Below are 20,095 nucleotides of genomic sequence, written 5' to 3'. Positions count from 1 at the left end.
GCTGCTCAGAGGCTTGGTTCAATAAAGAATTTTTGCTCCTTTTCAGCTAAATAGAGCTCTCTGTGAAAAATTCATTTTATCTACTCTTCTCTTCACTACATTTAATTTTTTCCATAATATCACAAGTTACGTTAACTGTAAATATAAAATAATCAGATATTTACGAAGTGTCACTGTTGATTCTCTCATTTATTATTTTTTAAATAAATTACGGTGCGTGAAATTACTTAAATCTATAAAAAAAAGAGCCTATTGTATATAGACCCTTCACTTTGTCCGAATCAGTTTGTATTCGCCTCTGCTAACGGTTGTAACGGTGGTTCCAATTCTAGGATTAATGCATCGCCTTCTTGTATATCTTCTCCCTTTTCAATGCTCTGACTCGTTACATAGCCCGTACCTGTAGTTTTTAAATCTAATTTTAATAATTTAGAGAAATACATAACATCACGCATTGACCAACCTTGTAAATTTGGCATTATTGCGTTCTTCCCTAATAAAAATATACGATCCCCTTCACTCATTACTTCACCAGATTGCGGATATTGTTTTATTATTTTTCCTTCGCCTAAAATTATCGGTTGAAGCTTCTCTTTTTTTACACTATTCTCTACTGTATCCATTGATTGATTGACATAGTTTTGTACTTTTAATTGGGATCGTTTCGTTGCATCTACCATTTGTTTTTCTGTATATGGTTTCACCTTTAAATATTCAAGGCTATTTTTCACAACTGGTTTAAATATTTCAGCAAGCGGCTGAGCTCCATACTCGTCTCCCTTTAACTTTGGGTGTTTAATAGCTAAGTATACAATTAACTCTGGGTCATCAATCGGAGCCATACCTAAAAATGAAAAAATATAATTTTCTTTCCCTTCCATATATCGTCCATTTTCAGGATTCGGAATTTGCGCTGTTCCGGTCTTACCTCCTATTGGATAATCATCCACTTTATACATTGTACCAGTACCTTTTGAAGACGTAATAACACGCTCCATTAAGTCTCTTACTTTGTCCGCTGTCTCTTTTTTTATCGGATTCCCAATTTCTTTCGGTTGATTTTCCATAATAACTTGTTTGTTTGTTGGATTTACAACTTTGTCAACGATATATGGTTGCATCATTTTTCCGTCATTTGCTATAGCAGTAGCTGCTTGGATTAATTGGATGGGAGTTACTGTAGAACCTTGTCCGAAAGAAGTTGTGACTTGTTGAATTTGTGTATTTAATAATAATGTGTTTTTACTTTCGCCAGGTAAATCTATTCCGGTTTTTTGGTTGAATCCAAATTTATTCATATATTGCTTAAATTTATCCGGTTTCAATAACTGATCTTCTAAAATAGAAAAAGCTACGTTGGATGATCTTTCGAAGCCTTCATCAAATGTAATAGATCCCCATCCAAACCCACCGTTATGATCTTTTATATCAGATGAACCAACTGAATATTTTCCAGATTGGAAATATTCTTTCCCGTTATATACCCCTTCATTTATTGCAGCAGCTAACGTAAATATTTTCATTGTTGAACCGGGTTCGTATGCATTTGCGATTGGATCATTTAAAAAGTACTCGATATCACCTTTATTGGGGTTAAAACTAGGTTTACTAGACATCGCTAAAACTTTGCCTGTCTTTGGATCCGCTATGATTCCTACTAACATAGAAGGATCATAGTGTTCTTGTGCCTTGTTCATTGCTTCTTCTAAAAAACCATTAATTTGTTTATCAAGCGTAAGGTATACGTTATTTCCATTTTTAGCGGCTTCTACTTTTCCTATATCATTCGTAAGCGGAATCCCCCCTTGCGTGCCCACATATTCTATTTTCCCATTTGTAGAGCGCAAATATTTATCTAGACTTTTTTCAAGTCCAAATTTCCCTTCTGTATTTCCTTTATCATCTGGTCTAGCAAAACCAAGTATATAGGATGCAAAATCTTCATTTGGATATACTCTGGCTTTCTCTGACATAAAGGATACACCAGGGATTTTTAATTGTTTTATTTTTTCCTTCACTTCTCTAGATAAATTCCGACCAACTTTTCCAATTTCAACTTGCGTACGTCCCTCGTGAAAATTTTTTAGTACGTCCTCTTTATCAATTTCAAGCGCGGCAGCTAATTGTTCTGCGGTTTCATCTTTATTTTTCACGTTTTCTTTTCCTTTTAAATTCACAACAACACGATACGTTGTGGAATCTTGGACTAGCACTTTTCCAGTTTGATCATAAATCGTGCCACGATTTGCTTCCAATACACCATTTTTATTATGTTGTTCATTTGCTAGATCCTTTACATCCACATTATGCAGGACTCCTACTGCCTGAATATAGAAAAAACGCAAAAGCATAATAAGAAACAAAACAATAAAAGCAACCATAAAATACCGCGCGCCTTTATTCGTTTGAAGTTTATGCATGTTTATCTCCTTTCTCTATTAATTGATACATACAAAGATTCGCTTTAAAATATGTGATTTTTGTTTTCGATACTATATGTTTCGAAGTTTTCTTTTTAATTCCTTTAAAACAATGCAAAACTAGTTGTTGTTATTGTAATTTTATTTACATACTTAAAATACAGTACGTGAAATTCAAGAATATTCATTCTTTTAATTTTGTTGGAAGTAATCTATTCACTTGTATACAACAAAAAATCCTCCTCTGGATTTCCAAAGGAGGCTTTTTTGCCTAATCTATAAGATTAATTATGAAATTTAAGCTACATGGTTATATTTCTTTAGAAAAGGAATTCGTTTCGCTACGAGTGCATACATTTTGAAAACAAGTTTTGCGATTGGTTCAAATATACGTTTTTTCTGCAATAATAAACTGCTTGTTATAATCGTTATTACAGCTGCACCCATTACATCTAAAGGAAAATGAACACCTACATACAAACGAGATATACAAACTAAAACCGCCCATAAAAATGCAATATATCTTAACTTTTCTCCTCTAAGCATAAAAGTGAATGCAATCGATAATACAAGTACAGAATGATCACTAACAAATGATGAGTTTTCTGCATGAGGTACTAATTGATTCACTTCATATGATACAAAAGGACGTGGATGATAATATACTACATGAATAAAAACATTTACTAGTAATGCAATTATTACTGAAAGTGTCGTATACAACACTGTATATTGTTTTCTTATCGCATTCTCTTTCTTTCCGTTATGAAACCATAAGATAAACATGAATAGAATAGCCACATATGCAGCGCTATTTGTAATAGCAATCATTGCCTTATCTAAGAGCGCAGATGTACCTGCTAAATTGTTTATCCATTGAAATACTGTGTAATTCACATTACTCTCTCCTTACAATTTCTTGTTTTACTTGAAATTAAGTTACAAGTTTACTTGATTTACACAGTATACAATATTTACACACATTTAGATTTTCAATTTATTCATTTTACTATTTTTCATTTGACAATTATGTAACTATTTACATGTATTAAAAATATATAGGGTGGAAAAACCTTTTAAATCAAATGATTCACAAACTATAAGTGTATATATTACATAACATATTCATATAAAAACATAGGTTATTAAATCATATTTTTATTCCATACGTAGAGCGATATTACCGAACTGTTCGCCCTGTTCCATACGGCTTAACGCTTGAATGGCTTCTTCTAACGAATAAACTTTATCAATAATTGGTTTAATTTTACATTTCTCTATAAACTTAATCATTTCATTAAATTCCTCACGGCTACCCATAGATGTCCCCATAATATCGATTTGATTATAAAATAATGCTCGTAAAGGTAATTCAATTTTATCTCCTGAGCTAGCACCAAAATTAACAATTCTCCCATTTGGTTTTAATACATCAAAATATTGTAAAAATGTTGCTGGACCTATACTATCAATTATTAAATCTACTTTCTCTCCGCGTAAACTCTCTTCCCAATTTCCAGAACTATTAAAAGAAATGTCTGCGCCATATTTTTCAGCAAGCTGTCTTTTAGTCGCTACCCTTGAAGTAACAATCACTTTTGCACCAATTGCTTTCGCAAATAACATGGAAAATGTCGCTACACCGCCGCCTATTCCCGGAATTAAAACATGTTCTCCACACTTCAATCTACCTTTTGTAAAAAGCGCTCTATATGCTGTTAATGCCGATAAAGATAAAACTCCAGCCTCATCCCAAGTAAGATATGACGGTTTTGCCACTACATTTTCAGCTGGTACAATCACATATTCAGCAAACGTACCATCTTTCGGTCCACCTAACACCTCTGGTAACTCAGGTATTTCAGCAATATTATCCCATCCAATGCTAGGATTTATAATAACCTCGCTATTTAATAAATTATTTGAAACACCTTCTCCGATTTCTATAACAATTCCTGAACCATCTGACCCTATTACTAACGGCAGCTCCATTTCTTTTCTATTGTTTATAATAAATAAATCCCTATGATTTAATCCTGCAGCTTTTAACTTTACTTTTACTTCACCAGCATTAGGATTTGTTTCAGATGAAAATTTATATTCTAATCCTTCTATCCCTTTTTTATATTGATGTACAATAGCTTTCATTGTTTAATTCCCCCTTAATATTTTCAATGTACTAGAAATATCGAAATAAATAAAATAATCCGTCTCCAATAATTAGAAATAATGTATATCGTTATGACAAAAGAAAAAATTCCTCCCTATAAATAACGTAGGAAGGGGTTTTTAAAATTTTTTAGATAAGAATCTGTAATTTTAGTTTTTTTGAGTTTTGGCCAATTCTAAAATTCTTTGAATAAACGGTGCCTTTTCCTTTGTATATGAAACACGATCAAAAGGATATGTAGCTGCAAGTTTCTCTTTTAATTCTCTATATTCTTTACGTGCCCATTCATGTTTTATTAGAAAGTCTCGAAATAAAAGATTGTTTTTCCATTCGTCACTATTATAAATATAAACATGCAAATGATGGGTACCAGCTCTCCATTTTCCTTTTCTAAAAAAACGTCGATTAGGTGTTTCTTTTGGAACATACTCATATCCAATTTTTAACAAATCTTCAATCCTCTTTTCAGTAATTTGTAAATCCGTTACGCCAATCATCATATCAATTAGAGGTTTCGCTCCTAATCCTTGTACAGATGTGCTCCCTATGTATTCAATAGCAATACATTCTCCTCCAAATAATGAAATAAATTTCTCCTTTTCTATTAAATACTCTTCATACCAATCTTTTTGATATGGTTTAATAACGATTTGTTGTTCCATATTGTTCACCCTTTTATAAGTATTTATTATTATATTTATAAAATTTAATGTAATTAACATAGGATTTTTACAAAATATGTCGAATACTGAAATATACAACTTAATTATAATAAATGTGAGGTATATTATGAAAGATATTCCAGTTGAAATTCAATTAAATCAAGTAACATTCCAATTAAAAAAATATCATAATTTTGATTGGCTTATGAAATTAGGAACCGTATTTGCGGTTTTTGACCAGCAAGATTCAGGAAATCTATCTTTTGGTGTAGTAAAAGATGGGCATAAGAAATTTATTAAATATGCAGGGGCACATACAATTGCATATAACGGAAAGACCGGCGATGCAATTGATAGATTAAAAAATTCAGTTTCCTTATATGAAGAATTAAAGCATGAATCACTTATACAATTAATTGAACATTTTCCCGTTCAATCTGGATATGTCTTAATTTTTGATTGGTTTGATGGCGAATGTCTTCATTCACATTGGAGTTTCCCGCCTCCTGAGAAATATAAAAATCCAAACTCTCCTTATTATAAATATAAGCATTTATCTGTTTTGGAGCGAATTCAATCCTTAAATTCTATGTTTTCTTTCCATACATATGTCGAAAAGGAAAACTATGTAGCAATAGATTTTTATGACGGTAGTATTTTATATAATTTTCATACAAATAAGACGAAGATTTGTGATATTGATTTATATTCTAAAAAACCATACGTGAATAAAATGGGAAGATTATGGGGTTCCTCGCGTTTTATGTCTCCTGAAGAATTTGAGCTAAACGCTATGATTGATGCAAGAACAAATGTATTTAATATGGGGGCGATGGCTTTCGAAATTTTAGGAGGTGGAAAAGATCGTTCCTTTACAAAATGGGAAGCAAGTAGGGATTTATATGAAATAGCGTATCGTGCTGTAAATGAAAGCCGAGCTGAACGATATGAATCAGTTAAAGTATTTTATGAAGAGTGGATAAACGTGGCAAATGCTGAAAATATATAACCAATATTATTAAAAACATAAAGTTTCTACTATAATCATGTATAACATAGATGCTTTCATGAATATTGCATATTAGTACTGTCTACTTGGTTAAGTCTATTTTGTATAGGTGTTAGCAAGTTCGTTTGCAAACTTGTTAGCACTTTTTTATTTCTTCTATTACTAAACCTTTTAAATACAACATCCTTTGCAATTATATCCTCCAGCCTCTTTTCTCTGTAGATCCTAATGCTAAATAATTTCAACAAAAATACCTATGTACATATTGAATATAATAATTGTATTTGTTGGAAGGACATACTATTGTATAGAGTTCTGTAATCTTCTATATAATAAGGAGAATGTTTATGAAAAAATCTAGTATCATGATATTCTTACTCACATATGGTTTATTTTATCTTTCCAGTATTTTATTCCCTATCGATCGTGTTTGGTATGATGCCCTGCAAAAACCACCTTGGACTCCTTCTGGTATGATAATCGGAATTGTTTGGTTTTTTTTATATGGGCTTATTGCATTATCAATTACAATTATTTATAACAGGTATGGGCTTCATCAAAAACTATATTGGTTCCTATTTCTTTTAAATTATATCTGCAATCAAGCGTTCAGTTATTTTCAATTTAGCCAAAAGAATTTATTTTTAGCAACAATAGATTGTTTTTTAATCACAATTACCACATTGTTACTAATTGTCTTTTCTTTGAAATTATCTAAGATATCAACTTACTTATTCATCCCATATTTTTTATGGTCTGCATTTGCTACATACTTATCCTGGACGATTTTTAGTATGAATTAATATCTTATAAAAACTTGAGCATAACCAAAAATGCTCAAGTTTTTTCATGTTTGCCAATTAATAAAAAAACATTTTAGAAATAAAAAAGCTAAACTTTCATGCAATCAATTCTATTCTAATTAATTCATATTCTTTAGTTCTTCTATACATTTTTGAACAAGTGTGACTGCTTGACTCATAGTAGGGCCACAGCCAAATGCTGCCGTTACACCAATGCTTTCTAGTATTTCTTGTTCAGAAGCTCCTTGATCAAAACATCCCTTTGTATGATAAATAATACAATACTCATCCTGTGAATAAAGACTAATACCTAATGCAATCAATTGTTTTTGCTTTTTTGATAGCGCACCATCTTTAAAGTACTCTTCCGTAAATGAATTAAATTGTTCAGTAGGTTTCGGCATCTTCTCAGCAAATACTCCCAAACCATATTTGTACTGAAGTAATGCATCTTCTATTGAATTTTTACCTTTATGTTCCATTTTATATTCAACTTCATATCTATCATGTATTAAACACAGATTAGTATGGGCCTAAACAGTTTTGATTACTCATAATTGGTAATAGAAAACAGGTTATATTTTCTTCACTCTCTATTGCTGTAATGAATCCGAAATACTTATTCATAAAAACTCCACATAATTTTACTAAAAAGAAAAATACTAATACTTGTTTCAACGCTTTACTTCAAAGGATTGAAACAAATTTATTACTAACTACGATACAAGGAGGCATCACTGTGGACATTCGTGAAGGATTAATTCCAACAGCTCTAGGTACAGCAGTGACAGCAGCAGGTTATGCTCTTAAACAAACTCGTGGAACTAATAAAATGATTGCAAATACAGTATTTGGTTTTGGTTTAGCTCACGTGGTTTTAGGTGTAATTGATCTTGTTGAACATCGTCGTTAGAACGAAAGGCAAGCATTGATATATGCTTGCCTTTTTGGTAGTGCAATTATTAATTGTGTTTGTATGACGTAATCTTATTAATGAAATTAAATGGTTACACTACAGGAAAATTAGAAAGTAAAAATTTGTACATTGAATTATACAAAATGAAAAGGTGATAGAATGGAATTTTCTTCTGAAAGTAAAACATATCATGCTGGTGACATTGTCTATATTTTTTACCGAAATCCCCATACTCAAGACGTAGCTAATATACAAGCTGCGGCAGTTGTAAATAACCCTGAAAGACCTAATGAATTAGCATTATTTCTTTATGAAACGTATTATCCACTAACAAATGAAATGGCTGTATATGCTACCGAAGATGAGGCAAACCAAGCGTACACTTACTATTATGGTGATATTTCAGAGGGGATGTTGGAATGAATAAACCATTTATGCCTAAGCTTGTATATTTTGAACCTAAAGCTTTAGATTATCCTTTGGGGAAAGAGCTGTTTGAGAAGTTTTCAAAGATGGATGTTGAAATTCGACATACTACTTCCCATAATCAAGTAAGAGATTTACCAGGCGATAACGATTTTCAAAAGTATCGAGTAGCAAAATCTACACTTGTTGTTGGTGTTAGAAAAACGCTGAAATTTGATACTTCCAAACCTTCAGCGGAGTATGCAATTCCTTTTGCAACAGGATGTATGGGACATTGTCATTATTGTTATTTACAAACAACGCTGGGAAGTAAGCCATATATACGAACGTATGTAAATGTTGAAGAAATTTTAGATGCTGCTGACAAATATATGGAGGAGCGTGCACCTGAATTAACAAGATTTGAAGCGTCGTGTACTTCAGATATTGTAGGAATCGATTATTTAACGCATACTCTTAAACGGGCCATCGAGCATTTTGGAGAATCGGAATATGGTAAATTGAGGTTTGTTACGAAATTCCACCATGTAGATCATTTACTTGATGCTAAACATAATGGAAAGACAAGATTTCGCTTTAGTGTAAACGCTGATTATGTGATTAAAAACTTTGAACCAGGAACTTCTCCCTTAGCCAAACGAATTGAAGCAGCAGGAAAAGTAGCTAGAGCAGGCTATCCTCTTGGTTTCATTGTAGCCCCTATTTACCTTCATGAAGGCTGGCAGGATGGATACTATCATATGTTTGAACGCCTAAATGCTGAATTACCTCTTGATGCTCGGGATGATATTACATTTGAATTTATTCAACATCGTTTTACAAAGCCAGCTAAGAGGGTGATTGAAAAAAACTACCCGATGACAAAATTAGAATTAGATGAAGAGAAAAGAAGATATAAATGGGGGAAATATGGCATCGGAAAATACATTTATCAAAAAGAAGAAGAAGAGGATATAAAAAATTATCTGTATTCCTATATGAAACAGTTCTTTCCTAATGCCAAGTTAGAATATTTTACATAAAAAGAAAGAACAACGTTCTTTTCTTCACTAATCTAAGAAATTACTCACCCCAAAAACAAAAGAATATGGTGCTAATGCACCGCACCCTTTAGAAACATTGAAAATTCAAATCCTAAATTTTTTTAATAGGTTTATTAGTTAAAAAGCCGTCTCATCAAGGGCGGTTTTTGTTTTTTCTTCACATACACATAGGCTTAATTTGCTTTTACAAATGCAATAGAACTCTTACCTCAAGTGTTAACCAGTTCGTTTTAAAACATGTTATTACTTTATATATATCTTCTATTACATAAACCTTCACAAAAACATCATATTTAGCTGCCAACTCTTCGAGTTTCTTTTCTCTGTATTTGGTTACTGTAAAGAAATGAATAACTGACATTTTCCCGTTATGCTTCTCCTACGATTGTCATTTAAATCCCTCTTTTTGAATGAGTTGTAATCCCTTCGCTGTCATAACCGGCTGATACTCATTAATGACATCTCCCCACTCAAGCACTTCATCCTCATCTTCATATAAATCATCTATAATATCGTTTGATAAACGGTAATAGCCTTGTACTCACGATTATCAAAAACCTCCTGTCTTGCCATGTGGTCCACAATTGCATTTGTTTCTTTTTTGCCATTTGAATCCCTATACATACCTCTTAATTCTTTTGATGGATACAGGTAAGGCGTTTCGTTCAAATGTGAATATTGCCAACGCATACGCGCCCTCTCCCCTCTTGATGTCCTTGATTTCACTCGGTATTCCTCGTGGTTTTGATATAGGTATATGACCTAGAAAGAAGGATTTTGCCTGTCCATTCTCAAAATATTTAAATGGACAAGCAAAAATTTAAAATGGATGTGGAAATTATGCCAAGTCAATTAAAACAAATTCTTGATGAAAAAGGCATCAAATATGGATATATCGCAAAGAAAGCGAATATAAGTAATTCGGCAATGACGAATTTAATAAAAGGGGGACTTCCAACCTTGCCTGTTGCATATCGTATTGCTCGTGCACTGGAAATGAAATTAGAAGAAATTTGGATCGAAGAAGATATAAAATAAAAAAAGACGGTATACACCGTCTTTTTCACTGTTTCACTTCATTTTTTTCCATTCTTTCTAAAACTTTTAATAAAATTGCTAAAATAATAGTTGCAACAATAGCAATAACTAAGATACCTTTCGACGTTAATTCAACTGATGATAAACCACTTTTGGTCATCCAAAAATACCCTACGTATATTGCTAAAAATGAAGTAACCATTGATATTGTAAACCCTAAAAAGCCTAACTCATCTAACTTCTTTTCAGACAAGCCAACCAAACTTAAAATCTTCGTAAAAAGAGCCGCTATTATAAACATTTCAATAGATAAAATGAATAATGACATTATTCCTGAATATTGAATTTCATTCGGCATCCATTTCCCTAGCCCCAACATTAATAAAGCCGGAAGAAAGATTGGTAAGAATAATCCCAAAATTATTACTGGGACTGCTTTAACACTGCTTGTCTTGTTGTCGTTCTGATTGCTCATAAATCCTCCAAAATAATTATTAATAATAAATACCCAATGGATTTTAGCATAAAACAAAATTAGTGACTACAAGAATTTTAATTAATCTCATTTAGGACATACTCATACTGAGGTGAATTCTATGATTTGGGCTATCCTTTCATTAGTCATCGTTTTTGCATTAGGAATAATCCTTAAAGCACCACAAGTCTCAGAAGAGGAGATTCGTATGAACCAATTGAGAGAGCAGGCTAATCGTGAATATCTAGAGCAATCGCTGACTTATTTAATTCTCTTGGGTATCGAGCACAAGTTACACCTGGCTCAAATGATGGCGGAAAAGACATTATCCTTTGGAAAGACGATGAAGTGAAATTTGTTGAAGTGAAAAGATATACAAAGGAATCTATTGGAAGACCGTACATTCAAAAGTTACATAGCGCTATTATTGATGGTGATGCAGTTGGAGGATACTTTGTTACACTTAGTAAATTTAATAAGAACGCAAGGCAATACGCTGCGAATAAAAATATTGAGTTAGTAGATGGTGACGCTCTTATTAACATGATGAAACCGTAATTATTAATTTACGGTCAAGGTATCTTTTCATCGCATTAAGTTGTGTATCTGACGTTGGCTCAGAAACAAAATACGTTAAGCCATCAGATTGTAATTTGAAGTTCGCTGTCATTTTAACAGTTGTTAAAGCTTGCATAGCATCTTGAACCTCATATGATTACTCCAATGTTTAAAACAACGTGTCTCGTTCGCTAATTCAGCGATTTCAACCTGTAGCGCCAAAATTAAATTACTAACTAAGTTTTGACCTTCTAAACCGTGTTGTTTAATAATTCGATTATCAAGTATCCTTTGTAATCCACGTAATTTTACGATATTCATTATTCTCTTCTCCCTTTCGCTTCACTGATCAATAATGTAATTTCATAAACACCATTTATTAAATATTCCATGTTTCTTCACCCCTTGAATATTTTTCAAAAATCAATACATACTATTTTCAAGCCGCTTAATCCACGGCTGGTACTTCCTTCTCTTTACAGTAAGAGGCAGATTGGTTCATAACTTTTCTAATTCTTACTGTATATTTTTAAAAATATCGAAAATAATACCAACAAGCTGTTTGAACTAGCAGCTTCACTCTTCTCGTAATGGGAATGCAATATATCACAATTAGCTAACTCATTCGGCTAACTGGCAGACAACCGAAAATGTTGTCTGCTTTTTGTATGAAATTTTTCATTTTACATATACTACTTTTGAGCCTGTTACCAATGCAAGCCATTTGGTGTTTTGAATTCCGACTAAGCTTTTTTGTTGCATAGATTATTACATCTTTGACAACACTGTTTTAAAGCGCGTTTTCTGGTTATTCGTAGTTCTAATCCAGAATAATTTTTCTCCTATAAAGGACGGCAGGTACGACTGCTCGTCCTTTTTTACTTATACCGCATACTCTCCCTTCTGGTAGTTTCGAACCACATTGCCCTCATCATCATAGTAAGCAATTTCCCAATGAGGATGGCAGTTATGCCTCTCAATTTCCCCATCGAACAAAACAAACAAATTAGTTTTCCAGTTTCCAACGATCGTACCCCATATGCCAGCTACGTTTACTCGCATACCCATATAAGCAAAATGGAGGTTGCGGAAATTCTGCATTTTCTTAAAAGCTTTCTCCGCGCTGTACATGCGCTTGATATCAAATACACCCTCGTTCTCACACTTTACAAACTTCATAAATTCAACCATCGGCATTGTTAGAAACTTTGTTCTGAACTTTTGCCAATATAGGAATCTTGCTTTTCCTTCGGTTTCTGCTACTACAAATTCTTCATTTGGCCAGTGTTCGAAAATGGTTGTGAGTTTGAATTTGTAAAGGACCGCCATCCTTCCACCTTCCCCTTAATTTACAATTAACTTATGGAACAATTCTTCGTTTCTTGTGTCTAATGCATGGTCGATGAGGTTATATTTAATTAACTGATCAATTTCATCATGATCTTCCCCGTCGATATGTGTTTCAAGTGAACAGTCACCATCTTCAAGTACTTCCATGTATAAAGGCTCCTTGTATTTACCTTTGAAATTGATTTGAATATAAATTGGAACATCGTTCGCATTGAAATGGTTATATGCAGCTATTCCTTCCGTACCAGTTAGATTCGGTTTATAAAATGCGAACGTGTTGCCTCCTGAAAATCCTGCTGAAATCTCAATATATACAAATAAAAAAGCACTCATAATGAGCGCTTTTTTACACATTATAACCTATCCATTTTTGTCCTAAAGATGTATTAATTAAATACCAAGCTTGTTTTACTGTAACGTTTTGATTAGCAACATAACCTACTGGTTGAGAGCCCGGATCATTACGTATTGCCACTTTTCCGTCTACATATAAACGTCCCACACCTGCATCAAAATCACGCCATAGTGAAACTTCCCATTGATTGAATCCCATCCATTTTTCCCCTAAAGATGTATTAACAATAAACCATGGTTGCTTTATTGTTACATATTGATTAGCTACATACCCTACTACTGTTGGATCACTTGGACTATTGAATAGTGGCTTTTTACCATAAATATAGTTCTGTAGTACTCCGACATAAGTTACAATTCTTGCATCAGAATTCCCCGCTGCCATAGCTGGTGTAGAACCAATAGCCGTAAATGCTAATGCTAGTGCGAAAAATACTGCTAATAACTTTTTCATCTTTCTTCCTCCCCCTTGAATCGCTTTATAATTCCATCGATTATATTATCGAATTTTCTGTATATTGCAAAGATGAAATTAGTATTATCTGACAATCATACCCTATAACTGAATTTGTTCATATATGGTAAAATGTATCTATCGCTGATATGTCCAAACATGTAATTTTCATAGCAGCAAAATTACAACTAGACTTATACAACATGATTCAAAACAAAATGAAGGAGTGTATTAAGTGAAAGGACATATTCGAAAAAGAGGAAATAATTACTGTATCATTATTGATATCGATCCTGATCCAGAGGCAGGAAAAAGAAGACAGAAGTGGTTTTCTGGTTATAAGACAAAAAAAGAAGCCGAAAAAGATGTGGCGAAAAAGATTACGGAGTTAAATGAAGGGATTTTTGTGGAGCCGTCTAAGCTTACTTTAAAAGACTATCTGGTTCAGTGGTTAGAAATTAAAAGGATGAGTTTAGAAAGAAATAGCTACGTTTCTTATTATAACAATGTAACCCATCATGTTATACCGAGTATAGGAATGATTGCACTTCATAAATTAAATGTTATGCACATTCAAAAATGCTATAAATCAGCATTAGATACTGGTATTTCAAATAATTCCTTAATCCAATTGCATCGAGTACTAAAAACAGCTTTAAATCTAGCAGTAAAACAAAATATTATTTCTAGAAATCCCGCTCAATTTGTTGAGTTACCCAAAAAAAGAAAAAAGCCCCATCCAGACTTGGACGGAGGAAGAAGTAAAAAGATTTCTATTACATTCACAAGACTCACGATATCACATTGCTTACTTATTAGTAATTACTACAGGGATGCGTCTTGGAGAAGTTTTAGGTTTACGTTGGCAGGATGTTGATTTTGAAAATCATACAGTTACCATCAATCAAACTGTTGGTGGTGATGATAAAATTAAAAACACCGCGAAAACAAGTGCATCAAACCGTACAATCCCTGTTCCTGTAGAAACAATAGAAGCAGCAAAAAAACATCGAATTCAAATTAATAAAGAGAAATTACGAATGGGTTCTGCTTATCAAGATTTTAATTTAATTAATTGTAATAAATCTGGTGAGGTTTTATACAGAAATACTTTCAGGTTAAAATTTTATAAAGAAATAAAAAATGCAGCAGTGAAAAAAATTAAAATTCATGATTTAAGACATACACACGCAACTTTATTATTGAAACAAGGAGTTAATCCTAAAATTATCAGTGAGAGATTAGGTCATACAGATATTTCATTAACGCTTAGAATTTATTCTCATGTTTTACCGAATATGCAAGAAGAAGCAGTAAAAAATTTTGGTAAAAGTATCTTTGGTTAGCTAATGTTTGCAATTTGCAATAAAAATCCAAACAAAACCTTTATTATCAAGGTTCGTTCAGCTTAATACATGTTATCATGTATAATACATATAAAATGGAAATTCAAAATAACGAGGAAAATATTATGAACTTTGTTTATATTAATCAAAACGTATTAAATAATCTTCTTTACATTTTAAGTAGTATATTTATTTTTTATTTTATATATGATAGCGGACGCTATTTAAAGAAATATAAAAAGCTACTTATTATCCTTTGTACGAGTATCCCTCTTATTTTATGTATGCGCTATCCAATCTATATGGATGAAAATTGTATTCATGATTTAAGACAAATACCAGTTATAATAGGCACACTTTATGGTGGCTTCCCTGTTGGTATCATTTTGTTTGCTATTTTATTAATTACAAGATTTTCATTTTATGGATTTAGTATGTTAACAATAATAGTTTATGGCACAATGTTTATCGTTACAGCATTCGCATCCGCAAAATTTAATAAGTATAATAGAAAAATTAAAGTAGCTTATGGAATGTTTTTAACATTTTTTCTAGCAATATTTACAACTGTAATTGTATTAACTTTATCAGATTTTGAAGTGAATAATTTGTACATTATTTATTTCATAATATTACCAACCATTTTGATGTTGTTTGTCATTTATTTTAATGAAGTTTTAAAAGATGCAGTATGTATGCGATCGAAGATCATTAAAATGGAAAAAATGGAGATTGTCAGCCAACTTGCTGCTAGTATATCGCACGAAGTAAGAAATCCCTTAACTGTCGTAAAAGGATTTACTCAACTTTTAAAAACACCTAATTTAACTCCAGAATCAAGAGACGAGTATATTGAACATATACTTGAAGAATTACATCGTGCACAAGGAATTATTGATGATTATTTAACGTTTGCCAAACCTGCTTCAGAAAAATCAGATCATATTTCAGTAGAACAAGAATTGAACCGAGTTATTAATATGATCTTACCATTATGTAATATGAATACAATACATATTACAAAAGATTTTTCCACGGCAACAATTGTAGGCAATAAACAGCACTTTCAACAATGTTTTTTAAACTTAATAAAAAATGGGATTGAAGCAATGCCTAATGGTGGTACTTTACATATCTCCTCATCTATTAGTAATAATAAAGTTATTATTCTAATTGAGGATAGCGGAATTGGTATGTCACAAGAGCAAGTAAATCGATTTGGTGAACCATATTTTAGTACAAAAACAAAAGGTACAGGTTTAGGTACAATGGTTGCTGTTAAGATCATTGAAACGATGCAAGGTAGTTTGAAAATCCGAAGCGTTATTAATAAAGGTACAACTTTGACAATTACATTGCCGAAATGTAATATGAACTCATCTGAAAACAAATAAAAAAGGAGCATAATTGCTCCTTTTTTATTTGTTTCGATACATAAGTATCTTCTATGTTTTTTAAGTTTACATTTGTGGAGACTAATTAGAAATTAGTACCCTCCGCCCCAGCAGCTGCATCCAACGATAATTAATAAAATAAATAACACAACTAATAACGCGAAACCTCCACCAAAACCACAAGAACCACCGTAACTCATATTTTCTCCTCCTTTTGGTTTGAAAACTAATAGGTAGTTGATCATTTTAACTGGTTCGTATTATACATTATGTAAATATCCCTTTTTTGAGCATGTCCACATAAAAATAAGTAAAAGCACTCATTTAAGAGTGCTTTAAAATGGATACCAAAAGTTTTGAAATACATGTAACTTTAAATACACTGCAACAATTAAAATAAAAACACCTACAAATAAAGCAATGAAATCCCCGCTTTTCGCTTTATTTGTATAAAACCAAGTTCGTGTATTCTTCTTTCCAAATCCTCTTAAATCCATTGCATTTGAAACTGTATCGATTCTATCTAGTGAATGAATAATTAAAGGCCAAAAAATTAAGACACGGTTTTTCATACGAATCCATAAACTTGCTTCTCCTTTTTCAAAAGCTACTCCTCTCGCCTCTTGCGCATGTTTAATAACTTTATATTCGGACTGAATATCAGGTATGTAACGTAATGCAATATTTATTGCATATGTAATCTTATAATGAATTCGAAATTTACTTAAGCTACTCACAAATTTGCTTGGATCAGTCGTATATATAAAAATAAGTGTAAATGGTAATAACGTAAAATATTTTAATGAAAGTGTAGCTGCATAAAATAATGTTTCATATGTAATTGTTGCATATCCGATATGTAAAAACGAAGTATATGATTCGGTTAATTCAGATCCATGAGTTGGTGTAATAAATAAAATCATGACAGAATTTAATAAACTAAATGTAAATATAACAGTAAAAACAATGCAAATTTTACGAAATGGAATTTTAGCAATAAATAGTCCGATACATCCAATTATAAATATAAATAGCAATATACGAAAATCGAAAAACAAAAAAGTAAGTGTCATACAAAAAATAAATAACAACAATTTCACTGCTCCATCCATGCGATGAAAATATGTACTATACACCTTCCTCCCTCCTAATATCCTCAAAATAATGTTCCATAAACCTTTCAGAATATGAAATTCCACTAAATTTAACTAGTTTGAATAAAGAACTTTCCCTTAGGTTCGCCCTTTGTAGCGTTTCTGTATCCCCTAATACAATGGGCGCGGAATTATTCGCAATAATTTCCCCTTCATCTAGAACAATTGCTCTGTCTGCATATTCTAAAGCGAGATTCATATCATGTGTAATAAAAATAAAAGATATTCCCTTTACAGCTAGTTTTCTAATAAACGACATAAACTGTTTATAATGATAATAATCTTGTCCCGCTGTCGGTTCATCTAATATGATAAGTTTCGGATTTGCTATTAGTACAGATGCAATCGTTACTCTCTTCTTTTGTCCATAACTTAATGCCTGAATTGGCCAATTTCGAAGTGGATACAAACCACAAAGTTTTAATGTTTCTTCTGCTCTAAGCTTAATTTCTTCCTTTGAAACCTTTTTTAATTTTAATGAAAATGAAACCTCTTCTATAACAGTAGGTTGTGTAATCATATGATTTGGATTTTGCATCACATAAGATATAATCTCTCCACGTTTACGAATAGACCAAGAATTGATATTTACTTCATCAAATACAATCCTATCATTTTTTGTTTTGTTTATGCCTATAAGACTATGAGCTAATGTTGATTTACCGGCTCCATTATGGCCCAAAAGTGCTACAATTTCGCCTTCATATATGGAGAAATTTACATTGTCCAATACTTTTTGTTTATTAGGATAGGAGAATGACAAATTCTCTACTTTCAATAATTCTTTTTTTGTAGGAGTACCTTTACAAGAAACTTGCTTCTCCATCCACTCATTTATTATGCTACGAACACTTTCCCTTTGAAGATTTTGAAGTGGGTAGTATATTACGTCCTGATTGCTATCAAACTGTAATTTCTTTAATACTTCTATGTACATAGGCTCTCTTAAGCCGATAGATGGTAAAATATTTGACGCTAAAATTTCTTCTGGTGTCCCTATTGCAACAATTTCTCCTTCATCCATTAAAATGATTTTATCTAAATCCAGGTTTAACATTTCTTCTATTCGATGTTCAATAATTACAATTGTTTTATTATATTGTTTATGTATACCTTTAATAAGTTCTATCGTATGTAAACTACTTGCTGAATCTAAATTTGCTAACGGTTCATCGAACAATAATATATCAACATTTGTTGTTAACAAACCTGCTAAAGAAACAGTTTGTTTTTGCCCTCCCGATAATTCATGTGGACTTTGTTTATGAAAATCATGCATCTTTACTTTTTTTAATGAGTCCGAAACAATCTTTTTCATATCATCTTGAACCACACATTCATTTTCTAAATAAAAAGCTACATCCTCTTCTACTGTAAGACCAATAAATTGAGCATCTTGATCTTGCAAAATTGTTCCTACCTGTTTACTCTGTTCAAAAACACTCTCTTTCCTCGGGTCTTTTCCGGCAATTAAAATATTACCAGTACTAATCCCTTCATAAGAAAACGGGATTAGCCCATTTATACAATGAGCTAACGTTGACTTCCCTGAACCACTTCGTCCAGCAATTAGTACTTTTTCTCCAGGGTATATATGAAATGTAATGTTTTTTACAGTAGGCTGCGCAGCATGTTCATATTGAAAGCTGAATTGTTCAAAAGAAATGATTGGTTTCATGTTAACATCCCTACTTTTCAATTTTTAAATGTGTATGTTTCTTATTAGATTTAGCTAGACCTATTGTAATTGGCAATCCAAGAACTAGAAATACAATAACATCAGCAATTGTTGCTCCTATTACTTGTATAACAATTTTGTCAAATGGTTCTCCCATCACAATAACATCAAATGCCCCAGCAAATATAATAGCGATGACAATACCAATTAACCCAGTAATGGCTAAATAAGAAATATCCCGCTTATTATACGTCCCGTTTTTCACACTAAAGCTAACTCTTTTTTGAATGAGTCCCATTGCAAAGCCGATAATGCCTGAACTAATAACCCACCCCCACCAAATACCCCATCCAGCGATTGTATCTGTTACGGTATGACCGATAAGTCCTATTAAAAGTCCTGCCACTGGACCAAATAACGCTCCAAAAACGGTTAAAATAGCTAATGCAGGTTTAATAAATGTATTTGGTGCAATAGAAAATCCCCAAAGTCCTAATATCCCGTATAATGCTGCTCCAATTCCGATTGCTACTACTAACTTTGTTGATAATTTGTTCATTACAATTCCCCTCCTATATTAGTCAACTTTTATTACTCTATATTTATTTTGAAAATGAATTATGCATCAACACTCCCTTTCTATACAACAAAAAATGACCTCTTACATAAGAGGTCATTTTCTTTTACGTTCAAGAATCCTCTTATCTTCCAAAAAACACATTGTGTCCTCTGCGGAATTAGCACCTTCCTATAAAGTTATATAGGGGTTGCTGAGGTTTCATAGGGCCGTTCCCTCCACCTCTCTGGATAAGTATTAATTTGTAATTCGTATTATGGCACTAACA

22 protein-coding genes, 5 pseudogenes, 1 riboswitch and 1 other annotated feature (1 of these 29 running past the window's edge) are annotated in these 20,095 nt (G+C 32.2%); of the genes and pseudogenes, 10 read left to right on the top strand and 17 right to left on the bottom strand.

Annotated features, from left to right (window positions below; all coding sequences use genetic code 11):
* Positions 1-105, bottom strand: a binding site (T-box leader) (it extends 154 nt beyond the left edge of the window).
* Between the two features lie 176 nt (positions 106-281).
* From MKX31_RS11175 to MKX31_RS11160, 4 genes are all read right to left on the bottom strand, one after another.
* Positions 282-2,420, bottom strand: coding sequence for a penicillin-binding protein (locus tag MKX31_RS11175; protein ID WP_064475382.1), 2,139 nt, complete (start codon positions 2,418-2,420; stop codon positions 282-284).
* 297 nt (positions 2,421-2,717) lie between these two features.
* Complete coding sequence (locus MKX31_RS11170; protein ID WP_064475381.1) at positions 2,718-3,317, bottom strand: undecaprenyl-diphosphatase; 600 nt, start codon at positions 3,315-3,317, stop codon at positions 2,718-2,720.
* A 261-nt stretch (positions 3,318-3,578) separates the two neighbouring features.
* The gene (locus MKX31_RS11165; protein ID WP_064475380.1) at positions 3,579-4,568 is read right to left on the bottom strand and encodes a zinc-binding dehydrogenase; all 990 of its coding nucleotides are present in this window, start codon (positions 4,566-4,568) and stop codon (positions 3,579-3,581) included.
* 171 nt (positions 4,569-4,739) lie between these two features.
* Positions 4,740-5,252: a GrpB family protein gene (locus MKX31_RS11160; RefSeq protein ID WP_088046696.1), complete on the bottom strand. Its 513-nt coding sequence runs from the start codon at positions 5,250-5,252 to the stop codon at positions 4,740-4,742.
* Between the two features lie 127 nt (positions 5,253-5,379).
* Between MKX31_RS11160 and MKX31_RS11155 the strand changes: the two genes are divergently transcribed.
* Positions 5,380-6,261, top strand: a complete 882-nt coding sequence (locus MKX31_RS11155) for a protein kinase domain-containing protein (RefSeq protein ID WP_064475378.1) — start codon at positions 5,380-5,382, stop codon at positions 6,259-6,261.
* 347 nt (positions 6,262-6,608) lie between these two features.
* Positions 6,609-7,064: a TspO/MBR family protein gene (locus MKX31_RS11150; RefSeq protein ID WP_088046698.1), complete on the top strand. Its 456-nt coding sequence runs from the start codon at positions 6,609-6,611 to the stop codon at positions 7,062-7,064.
* A 119-nt stretch (positions 7,065-7,183) separates the two neighbouring features.
* Here MKX31_RS11150 and MKX31_RS11145 read toward each other — a convergent pair whose 3' ends face one another.
* Positions 7,184-7,546: a carboxymuconolactone decarboxylase family protein gene (locus tag MKX31_RS11145; protein WP_340980832.1), complete on the bottom strand. Its 363-nt coding sequence runs from the start codon at positions 7,544-7,546 to the stop codon at positions 7,184-7,186.
* A 257-nt stretch (positions 7,547-7,803) separates the two neighbouring features.
* Here MKX31_RS11145 and MKX31_RS11140 point away from each other — a divergent pair, with 257 nt between their 5' ends.
* The 3 genes from MKX31_RS11140 (at position 7,804) to splB (ending at position 9,428) form a co-directional block, all read left to right on the top strand.
* On the top strand, positions 7,804-7,977 hold the full coding sequence (locus MKX31_RS11140; RefSeq protein WP_000354585.1) for a hypothetical protein: 174 nt from the start codon (positions 7,804-7,806) through the stop codon (positions 7,975-7,977).
* A gap of 162 nt (positions 7,978-8,139) precedes the next feature.
* Entirely contained in the window at positions 8,140-8,403 is a 264-nt protein-coding gene (locus MKX31_RS11135; RefSeq protein ID WP_064475375.1) for a transcriptional regulator SplA domain-containing protein, read from the top strand.
* Entirely contained in the window at positions 8,400-9,428 is a 1,029-nt protein-coding gene (gene splB, locus MKX31_RS11130) for a spore photoproduct lyase (protein WP_340980830.1), read from the top strand. Before MKX31_RS11135 ends, splB begins: the two co-directional genes overlap by 4 nt.
* A gap of 274 nt (positions 9,429-9,702) precedes the next feature.
* Here the strand turns inward: splB and MKX31_RS29275 are convergent.
* Positions 9,703-9,828, bottom strand: a pseudogene (locus MKX31_RS29275) (replication-relaxation family protein); the annotation flags it as partial.
* Positions 9,829-9,837: 9 nt separating this feature from the next.
* Positions 9,838-10,139 (bottom strand): annotated as a pseudogene (locus MKX31_RS11125) (hypothetical protein).
* 150 nt (positions 10,140-10,289) lie between these two features.
* On the opposite strand from MKX31_RS11125, the gene MKX31_RS11120 reads away from it, so the two are divergent.
* Entirely contained in the window at positions 10,290-10,487 is a 198-nt protein-coding gene (locus MKX31_RS11120; protein ID WP_340980828.1) for a helix-turn-helix transcriptional regulator, read from the top strand.
* A 25-nt stretch (positions 10,488-10,512) separates the two neighbouring features.
* Here the strand turns inward: MKX31_RS11120 and MKX31_RS11115 are convergent, their stop codons facing one another.
* Positions 10,513-10,962: a hypothetical protein gene (locus tag MKX31_RS11115; protein ID WP_064475373.1), complete on the bottom strand. Its 450-nt coding sequence runs from the start codon at positions 10,960-10,962 to the stop codon at positions 10,513-10,515.
* A gap of 121 nt (positions 10,963-11,083) precedes the next feature.
* Between MKX31_RS11115 and MKX31_RS11110 the strand changes: the two are divergent.
* A pseudogene (locus MKX31_RS11110) lies at positions 11,084-11,520 on the top strand (restriction endonuclease).
* Here MKX31_RS11110 and MKX31_RS11105 read toward each other — a convergent pair.
* From MKX31_RS11105 to MKX31_RS11085, 5 genes and pseudogenes are all read right to left on the bottom strand, one after another.
* Positions 11,501-11,674 (bottom strand): annotated as a pseudogene (locus MKX31_RS11105) (N-acetylmuramoyl-L-alanine amidase C-terminal domain-containing protein); the annotation flags it as partial. The pseudogenes MKX31_RS11110 and MKX31_RS11105 overlap by 20 nt on opposite strands.
* Before the next feature lie 2 nt (positions 11,675-11,676).
* Positions 11,677-11,841: pseudogene (locus MKX31_RS11100) on the bottom strand (dUTP diphosphatase); the annotation flags it as partial.
* Positions 11,842-12,402: 561 nt separating this feature from the next.
* On the bottom strand, positions 12,403-12,849 hold the full coding sequence (locus tag MKX31_RS11095) for an MFS transporter (RefSeq protein ID WP_340980826.1): 447 nt from the start codon (positions 12,847-12,849) through the stop codon (positions 12,403-12,405).
* A gap of 15 nt (positions 12,850-12,864) precedes the next feature.
* On the bottom strand, positions 12,865-13,224 hold the full coding sequence (locus tag MKX31_RS11090; protein ID WP_340980825.1) for an IDEAL domain-containing protein: 360 nt from the start codon (positions 13,222-13,224) through the stop codon (positions 12,865-12,867).
* Positions 13,217-13,678: a hypothetical protein gene (locus MKX31_RS11085; RefSeq protein ID WP_340980824.1), complete on the bottom strand. Its 462-nt coding sequence runs from the start codon at positions 13,676-13,678 to the stop codon at positions 13,217-13,219. The genes MKX31_RS11090 and MKX31_RS11085 overlap by 8 nt, the downstream gene beginning before the upstream one ends.
* Before the next feature lie 235 nt (positions 13,679-13,913).
* Here MKX31_RS11085 and MKX31_RS29270 point away from each other — a divergent pair, with 235 nt between their 5' ends.
* The 3 genes from MKX31_RS29270 (at position 13,914) to MKX31_RS11075 (ending at position 16,418) form a co-directional block, all read left to right on the top strand.
* Positions 13,914-14,555, top strand: a complete 642-nt coding sequence (locus MKX31_RS29270; RefSeq protein ID WP_373696158.1) for an Arm DNA-binding domain-containing protein — start codon at positions 13,914-13,916, stop codon at positions 14,553-14,555.
* Complete coding sequence (locus MKX31_RS29265; RefSeq protein WP_372584339.1) at positions 14,482-15,024, top strand: site-specific integrase; 543 nt, start codon at positions 14,482-14,484, stop codon at positions 15,022-15,024. Before MKX31_RS29270 ends, MKX31_RS29265 begins: the two co-directional genes overlap by 74 nt.
* Positions 15,025-15,149: 125 nt before the next feature.
* Entirely contained in the window at positions 15,150-16,418 is a 1,269-nt protein-coding gene (locus tag MKX31_RS11075; RefSeq protein ID WP_064475368.1) for a sensor histidine kinase, read from the top strand.
* Positions 16,419-16,510: 92 nt separating this feature from the next.
* Here the strand turns inward: MKX31_RS11075 and MKX31_RS11070 are convergent, their stop codons facing one another.
* The 4 genes from MKX31_RS11070 to MKX31_RS11055 form a co-directional block, all read right to left on the bottom strand.
* Positions 16,511-16,618, bottom strand: a complete 108-nt coding sequence (locus MKX31_RS11070; protein WP_000120182.1) for a YjcZ family sporulation protein — start codon at positions 16,616-16,618, stop codon at positions 16,511-16,513.
* A gap of 135 nt (positions 16,619-16,753) precedes the next feature.
* Positions 16,754-17,554, bottom strand: a complete 801-nt coding sequence (locus MKX31_RS11065) for an energy-coupling factor transporter transmembrane component T family protein (protein WP_064475367.1) — start codon at positions 17,552-17,554, stop codon at positions 16,754-16,756.
* Positions 17,547-19,250 carry an ABC transporter ATP-binding protein gene (locus MKX31_RS11060; RefSeq protein WP_064475366.1) on the bottom strand — a complete coding sequence of 568 codons (1,704 nt, stop codon included), beginning with the start codon at positions 19,248-19,250 and terminating at the stop codon, positions 17,547-17,549. The genes MKX31_RS11065 and MKX31_RS11060 overlap by 8 nt, the downstream gene beginning before the upstream one ends.
* Positions 19,251-19,260: 10 nt before the next feature.
* On the bottom strand, positions 19,261-19,809 hold the full coding sequence (locus MKX31_RS11055) for an ECF-type riboflavin transporter substrate-binding protein (RefSeq protein ID WP_340980821.1): 549 nt from the start codon (positions 19,807-19,809) through the stop codon (positions 19,261-19,263).
* Between the two features lie 139 nt (positions 19,810-19,948).
* A riboswitch (SAM riboswitch) is annotated at positions 19,949-20,064 on the bottom strand.
* Positions 20,065-20,095: the final 31 nt, after the last annotated feature.

Source organism: Bacillus sp. FSL M8-0063 (assembly GCF_038005545.1).
GTDB classification, from domain to species: Bacteria; Bacillota; Bacilli; order Bacillales; family Bacillaceae_G; genus Bacillus_A; species Bacillus_A wiedmannii.
The sequence above is the reverse complement of the archived record's forward strand: the minus strand, read 5'-3'. Positions and strand labels throughout refer to the sequence as shown.